The 6,779-nt window shown below is 67.7% G+C and carries 4 protein-coding genes; 2 read left to right on the plus strand and 2 right to left on the minus strand.

The window, feature by feature from the left end; translation table 11 throughout:
• The first annotated feature begins 426 nt into the window (after positions 1-426).
• On the plus strand, positions 427-2,976 hold the full coding sequence (fxsT, locus tag ACYVD1_RS20945) for an FxSxx-COOH system tetratricopeptide repeat protein (RefSeq protein WP_460775463.1): 2,550 nt from the start codon (positions 427-429) through the stop codon (positions 2,974-2,976).
• A 7-nt stretch (positions 2,977-2,983) separates the two neighbouring features.
• On the opposite strand, the gene ACYVD1_RS20950 is transcribed toward fxsT, so the two are convergent.
• Together ACYVD1_RS20950 and ACYVD1_RS20955 are read right to left on the minus strand one after the other, a co-directional pair.
• Positions 2,984-3,196 carry a DUF397 domain-containing protein gene (locus ACYVD1_RS20950; RefSeq protein WP_460775466.1) on the minus strand — a complete coding sequence of 71 codons (213 nt, stop codon included), beginning with the start codon at positions 3,194-3,196 and terminating at the stop codon, positions 2,984-2,986.
• A 527-nt stretch (positions 3,197-3,723) separates the two neighbouring features.
• A complete protein-coding gene (locus tag ACYVD1_RS20955) occupies positions 3,724-5,673 on the minus strand; it encodes a S9 family peptidase (RefSeq protein ID WP_460775470.1) in 1,950 nt (649 codons plus the stop codon).
• A 242-nt stretch (positions 5,674-5,915) separates the two neighbouring features.
• Here ACYVD1_RS20955 and ACYVD1_RS20960 point away from each other — a divergent pair, with 242 nt between their 5' ends.
• Positions 5,916-6,656, plus strand: coding sequence for a helix-turn-helix domain-containing protein (locus ACYVD1_RS20960; protein ID WP_460775473.1), 741 nt, complete (start codon positions 5,916-5,918; stop codon positions 6,654-6,656).
• Positions 6,657-6,779: the final 123 nt, after the last annotated feature.

Raw genomic sequence — 6,779 nt, forward strand, 5'->3', positions numbered from 1 at the left:
ACAGGCAGTGGACGACTATCGACACGGCGCGGCGGCAGAACCTAGCCTTAAAACACCCGTAGTCGGCCCCGTGCGCCGCCCGCGGAAAACTCGATCCTCCCTCCCCTGGGGAAGGACACCCGAGGCATGGGAACAACACCATGAACGCACCGGTGCCGCGGCGCTCGCGCCCGCTCTTCCCACCGCGCGGCCGTCGGATCCCGCGCGAGGTTCCCGCACGCCCCCGCACCGCCGGTCTCCGCCCGCAGCACACCTGCGGCAGGCACCCGCCCTGAGCAGCGGCGGCTCCTCCCCGCGGCCCCGCCCGGCCGTCCACTCCACCGTGCGCAGCTCACGACCGTCCGAGAGTCTCAGGTAAACGGTCTTCCGTCAGGGCCCGCGGACCCGGGTCCAACCTCACCGCCACACGAGAAAGCTGGTGGACCGATGACGACCGGAGCCAGCCGTCCCCTCCGGAGGGACCCAGCACGCCTTCCGGTGATCGGCGGGGTTCCCCGCGCCAACCCGAACTTCACCGGGCGCGAGGTCATCCTGGAACAGATTCACGACGTCCTCGGCTCCCGTGCCGGATCCCGCTTCCTGATCGGCGGCGGAAGCGGTGTCGGCAAGAGCCACATCGCCGCGGAGTACGCGCACCGCTACGCCGGGCACTACGACCTCATCTGGTGGATCCCCGCGGCCACCGACATCGACACGCACCGCGCCTACCTTCGCCTGGCGGAGCACATAGGGCTGCCGGTCTCCTACGAACACGTTCCCCGCACAGTCCACACCGTGTGCCGGGCGCTCGCCGAAGACCCCGCGCTCGGCAACTGGCTGCTGGTCTTCGACGACGTCGCGGACGTGGAGACCCTGGCCGTCGACTACTTCCCCGACGGCGGGGGACGCATCCTCGTCACCTCCCGGGACCACCGGTGGCAGCCCCGGAACCCGACCGGCCGCAGGTTCGACGGGCAGGTCGTCCCCCGGCTGACCAACGCCGAGAGCCTGTCCCTGCTGCGCAGGGTGTGCCCCGAGCGGCTGAGCACGCCGGGCCACGGGGAACACCTCGCCGAACTGCTCGAGCACCTTCCCCTCGTGCTCGGCCAGGTCGGTGCGTTCCTCCGGGAGTCCAGCATGTCCACCCACGACTACCTGGAGCTCTTCCAGGAGCGCTACGACGAGATCGTCTGGTACATGGGGGCGGACGACGACCACACCGCCCCGCTGCGGGTGGCCTGGGGTATCCAGTCCGAGCACCTGGCGAAGGGCGCCGACGAGCGCGAGACCGGTCCCATGGTGCTGGAGCTCATCCGGCTCTGCGCCTTCTTCGCACCGAGGCCGCTCCCCCGCACCCTGTTCTCCCGGACGCACGGGCCGGATCCCGCCCCGGAACGGCCGCACCCCTTGGGCGACGATGACCGGCTCGGGCGGGTCCTGGAGTACATGAACCGGCACGACCTGGCCTACTTCGACCACGAGCGGGACACCTTCCAGCTGCACGAACTGTTCCAGGCCGTGGTCCGCGACTCGCTGTCCCTGGAGGAGCGGGCGCGCTACCGCAACATGGCCCACCTGATTCTGGCCCAGAACGACCCGTCGGGGCCCACCGACCCGGCACACCGCACCACGTACCTGCTGCTGTACGCGCACGTGAAGGCGTCGCAGGCCTGGTCCAGCCGGGACCCGCAGGTCCGTGCCACGATTCTCAACGTCATCGACTTCCTCACCGAGGTCGGCAACCACACCAGTGCCACCAGCCTCACCGGCCAAGCGGCCAACGCCTGGACCGACGACCCCAATCTGCTCCTGCACGCCCGGCTGCGGCGCAACAAGATCCGGCGTGTCCACGGTGAGTACGTGAGCGCGCTCGCCGAGGCCCAGGAGATCCACGCAGAGCAAGTGGACCGGGAGGGGCCCGACAGCGACGCCTCCATGGAGTCCCTCCGGGCGGTCGCCATCGCTCTGAGCGGCCTGGCCCGGTTCGAGGAGGCCGGCCGGAACTTCCGGCGGATCCTGGACCACCGCACCCGGCAGCACACCGAGTCCGGCCCGCAGACCCTGGAGGCCGCGCACGACTACCGGCAGAACCTCCAGGAGCAGGGCCGGTTCGAGGAGGCGCTCGCCCTCGACCTGCACACCCTGGAAGGACGCCGGTCCCTGCTGGGCGCCGACAACGTCCAGACCCTGCGCACCGGCGTGTCCGTCGGCCTGAACCTGATCATGCTGGGCCGACTGGTCGAGGCGAGGGAACGGATCGAGGAGTGCATGGAGCGCTTCGCCGTCGCCGCCGAACCCGACAGCCCGCACGCCCTCCAGGCCATGATGATCCTCTCCGTGGTCCACCGCAGGCTCGGTGACACGGAACGGGCCCTGGAGTTGTCCGAACGCGCCCGAGCTCTTTACCTGCGCAAACACCCGTCAACGGTTCGGCAGGTGCTGTACTGCCGAATCATCCACATGGTGACCCTGGTGGCTGCGGACAGGATGGCGGAAGCGGTCCTGGAGGTGGACCGGCTGGCGCGTCCGGTGGACGAGCGTTACCCGATAGAACACCCGTTCCCGGCGACGGCCCGGCTCAGCATGGCCATAGTCATGCGCGCCGCAGGCCGGTACACCGAGGCGCTGAAGCTGGACCAGGAAGGACTGGAACGGATGCTCCGGATCTACGGGCCCGGCTCCTTCATCAGTCTTTCCGCCGCGCTGAATGTGTCCACCGACCTGTACCACTTGGACCGGTTCCACGAGGCACGCGAGCTGGATTCACTGACGGAGGCGGACTGCCGTCACCAGCTGCCCGCCGACCATCCGTTCCTGTTGGCGGCACGCCGGAACCACCTGGTCAGCCGACGTGCCGGAGGCGAAGACGTGAGCGAGGAATGGGCGAGCCTACGCGAGGTGTTCGCCCGGCGCTACAGCACCGAACACCCTCTGACTGTTTCCATGTCCTCGTTCACGCGACAGGACTGTGACGTGTTCCCACTGGCAGCCCTGTGAGGAATCCTCAGAGACTTCCCTTGGAAACCGCGAGAAAGGTAGTCCACTCAAGATTGTCGAACTTCAGCTGCGCGTCCTCGGGGTGTACCGAGTCCCGGAAAAACGATTCTCCCGACGTCAGGTTGAGCACCTCACAGCAGGTCCCGATGTCGTAGGAGTAATGGGACTTGCGCCACCGGCCGAAGAAGGCCTGCGATTCCCCCGCGAGCGTTTCGCTCATGTTTCTCGTCCTGATCTTAGTCAACGTTGACCCTGGAGCGTTCCGACCACGCCGCCTCAGGAGCCCACACCAACCCAAGCCGATGACACAGCAGGTCAAAGGCTTCCATGGCGAGACGTGGAGGCTCCCGCGCGCGACACAGCGGGAAACACAGGGAACATTAGCGCAAGCAACACCGCTGGCGCGATACCTCAAACGCACATGCCTCGTGAATTTCCTCGATCGTTTCCCATCAGTGACCTATGGTGATTCCCCCACGGACGCACAGTGCTTTGACGAGGACGAGAAGTGTTTGATTTCGTGCCAGTTTGGCCGCATTCACAAAGGTAGGTTCTTTGACAGTGTAGCCGAGACGAAGCCCTCCCCCCACCTGCACCACGCCGCCCACGGCTTCGACGGCATCACCTGGCGTCCCCTGCGTTCCGGGGCACTTTCCCATCCACGGCGAGGGGTGGCGCACGGGCAGTAGTCAACCACCGCCATGACCACGGTGACCAATACGGATAGTTTCCACGCTGTCACGAAGATCATCCGCAGAAGTCGGCGCTGCCCCTTTCCTCGGACGCCCGTGCGGTGCCGCCCAGGTGCTCGGCGAAGTGCTCCTCGACCGCGCGTTGGAAGCGGATCTCGTTCTCGGGGTTGGAGAAGCCGTGTCCCTCGTCTTCGGCGACGAGGTATCCGACGGGGACCCCGCGGTCGCCCAGCGAGTCGACGATGCTGTCGGACTCGGAGCGCATGACGCGGGCGTCGTTGGCGCCATGGGCGACCAGCAACGGCGTGGTGATCCTGTCGACCCGGCTGATCGGCGACCGCGCCAGCATGTCGGCCTCCTCGGCGGGGTCGTCGGGGTCGCCCACGTACGCGAACCAATTGTTCATCAGGTACGGACGCGCGTACTGCGGCAGGCTGCGCATGAAACTCGCCAGATCCGCGATCCCGACGAGATCGACAGCCGCCGCGAAGCGGTCGGGGGTGGACGTGACGCCTACCAAGACCGCATAGCCCCCGTAGGAGGCGCCCAAGATGCCGATCCGGTCCGGATCGGCGTAGCCCTGATCGATCGCCCACGAGACGGCGTCGAGCAGGTCGTCCTGCATCGCACCGGCGAACTCGCCGATCCCGGCGACCGTGTGCTGCCGACCGTACCCGGTGGAGCCTCGGAAGTTCACCTGCAGCACCGCGTAGCCGCGGTTGGCCAGGAACTGCGCCTGAGCGCTGTAGCCCCAGGTGTCGTGCGTCCACGGACCTCCGTGCACGACCAGCACGAGCGGCAGCTTCTCTGGGGCCAGACCGACGGGAAGGGTGAGAAACCCGTGCAGCGGCAGCCCGTCGCGCGCGACGAGCTCGACCGCCCGCATCGGAGCCAGATCTGCGGGGTCCAGGTGCGGGTACGACCGGAACAGGCGGCGGCTCCGGCCGGTGGCGTGGTCGTAGTACCAGGTGACAGCGGGGTCCCGGTCATGGACGAAGGTGGCGATCCACCGCTGCCCCGAGTCGTCCGACGACAGCCTGCCCAGGACACCGTCAGACAGCGCCGACAGCTCCGCGTAGACCTCGGCGAAGTGCTCGTCGAGCACCTCGATGCGCGGGCGCCGCCCCACGAACCGGGCGGCGAGGATCTCGCCGGTGCGGCGACGGGTGAACACCGGCGGCGGCAGCACACCCGGGGCCAGGGTGCCCATGGTGTCCAGACTCCGACCCTCCTGCGCGGCGACGACGCTCGTCGAACCGGTCGCGCGATCGATGCGCACCAGCTGCAGGTCGTCCGAGTCGAGGTAGGCACCGACGACCAGTCCCTCGCCGTCCGGGGTCACCAACTGCGGTTGGACCTCCAACGGGTACTCGGCTCCCCCCATCCGCTTCAGCAGCCTGTGCTCTCCCGACACGCGATCGATTGCCGAGAACTCGATCGTGCCGTCCCCGGTGAGGCGGGAGGAGAACGCCGGTTCGCCGTCGTGGTCCAGCAGCACGCTCTCCGTGGGCTCAGACTGCTCGTGATACAGGGTCGTCTCTCCCGTGGCCACGTCGATCCGGAACATGTCAAGCGCCTCGGGCCGCTTGTTCATCGTCACGAGCACGTTCCCCGGCCATGAAGGGAGCAACTCGGCGGTGAACACCCTGGAGCCGGGCGGCAACGGGGTGAGGTCGAGGACCGGCGCCCCCGGGTCCTCGAGGTCCACCCGGTACAGGTGCCAGTCCTCGTTGCCGTCGGTGTCCTGCAGGTACAGCAACCATCGCGGGTCATCGGCCCAGAAGTACGTCATGATGCCGCGCCTGGCGTCCTGGGTGACGCAGAGGGCCGCGTCGTGCTCCTCCGAGATCCCGCGCACCCAGACGTTGCGTCGTCCGTACGCCGGGGCGAGGTAGGCCATCCGCGTCCCGTCCGGCGAGATAGTCGGTTGGGTGAAGGCGGGATCGGCGAAGAACTCCTCGGCCTCGATGCGACGGGGCCGGGTTCCGTGAGCCACGTTGGTCATGTGCGTACACCTTCGAGTCGGTCGTGAGAGAGGACGGTGAGTACCACGACGAGGTCGGTGTATCCCAGCACGTCCCGGACACCCGCATTCCAAACGATGCCCCTAGGGCATAGTCAAACGCGCACCCACACCGCGTTCGCCGGGTCCCTACCGCGCGGCCGCGCCGACCGGTTGCCCACGTTGCCGTTCCGCTGGCAGATCGCGGAGAATGAGGTCATGCCGAGCACGTACTGCCACCTCTGATGGCTTGGAGCACCCGTGAACTCGCCGAACTCTCGGGCACGACCATCAAGACCATCCGGCACTACCACGCCATCAACCTGCTCGAAGAGCCCGAGCGGGCCTTCAACGGCTACAAGCTCTACGCGACGCGTCACCTGGTGAGGCTGCTGCAGATCAGGCGACTGCGGGATCTCGGGATGTCGCTGGCGCAGATCGCCACGCTGGACGGGCGGGACGACGGTTTCGCCGAAACGGTGCGCACACTCGACTCCGAGCTCGCCGCCTCGATCGAGCGGCAGCAGGCCATTCGCGCGGAACTCGCGGACCTCCTGCGCCATGACGCGTCGGCGGACGTCCCGCAGGGGTTCGAGGCGGTGGCGTCGGCCCTGTCCGGCGCGGACCGGGCGATGATCATGGTCTCGTCCCAGCTCTTCGGCGACGAGGTCATCGACGACATGCGGGACATGTCCGAGAGCCATCAGGAGATGGACGCCGAGTTCAACGGTCTGCCCCAGGACGCCGACGACGCCACCGTACGCGATCTCGCGGAGCGCCTCGCGCTCGTCCTCCGCTCCATTCATGAGGAGTACCCCTCAGCCCGGGACCCTGTCCCCTTCGCCCTCGGCAAGGAGCGGGACGCGATCCTCACCATGGCGCAGACCATGTCTGATCTGTACAACCCGGCGCAGATCGCGGTGCTGCGGCAGACGCATCACATCATGGCCGACGACCGGTTCCCTGGCGATCAGGACCACAGCTAGGGCATGTTCAGCGGACACATACCCTGCTGCGCGTCGCCCCAGCGGCACTGTCACTGCGCATCTCTCAGTCGACAGCCAAACCCGGGCGGGCCCCCGCTGTGCGATGCTGCCGAGCTTGCGAGG

The organism is Nocardiopsis nanhaiensis (assembly GCF_054778635.1).

What these genes read in the sequence shown, in the direction of transcription:
- fxsT (WP_460775463.1), top strand. Translation starts at nt 427, where the DNA reads ATGACGACCGGAGCCAGCCGTCCCCTCCGGAGGGACCCAGCACGCCTT.
- ACYVD1_RS20955 (WP_460775470.1), bottom strand. Translation starts at nt 5,673, where the DNA reads ATGACCAACGTGGCTCACGGAACCCGGCCCCGTCGCATCGAGGCCGAG.
- ACYVD1_RS20960 (WP_460775473.1), top strand. Translation starts at nt 5,916, where the DNA reads ATGGCTTGGAGCACCCGTGAACTCGCCGAACTCTCGGGCACGACCATC.
- ACYVD1_RS20950 (WP_460775466.1), bottom strand. Translation starts at nt 3,196, where the DNA reads ATGAGCGAAACGCTCGCGGGGGAATCGCAGGCCTTCTTCGGCCGGTGG.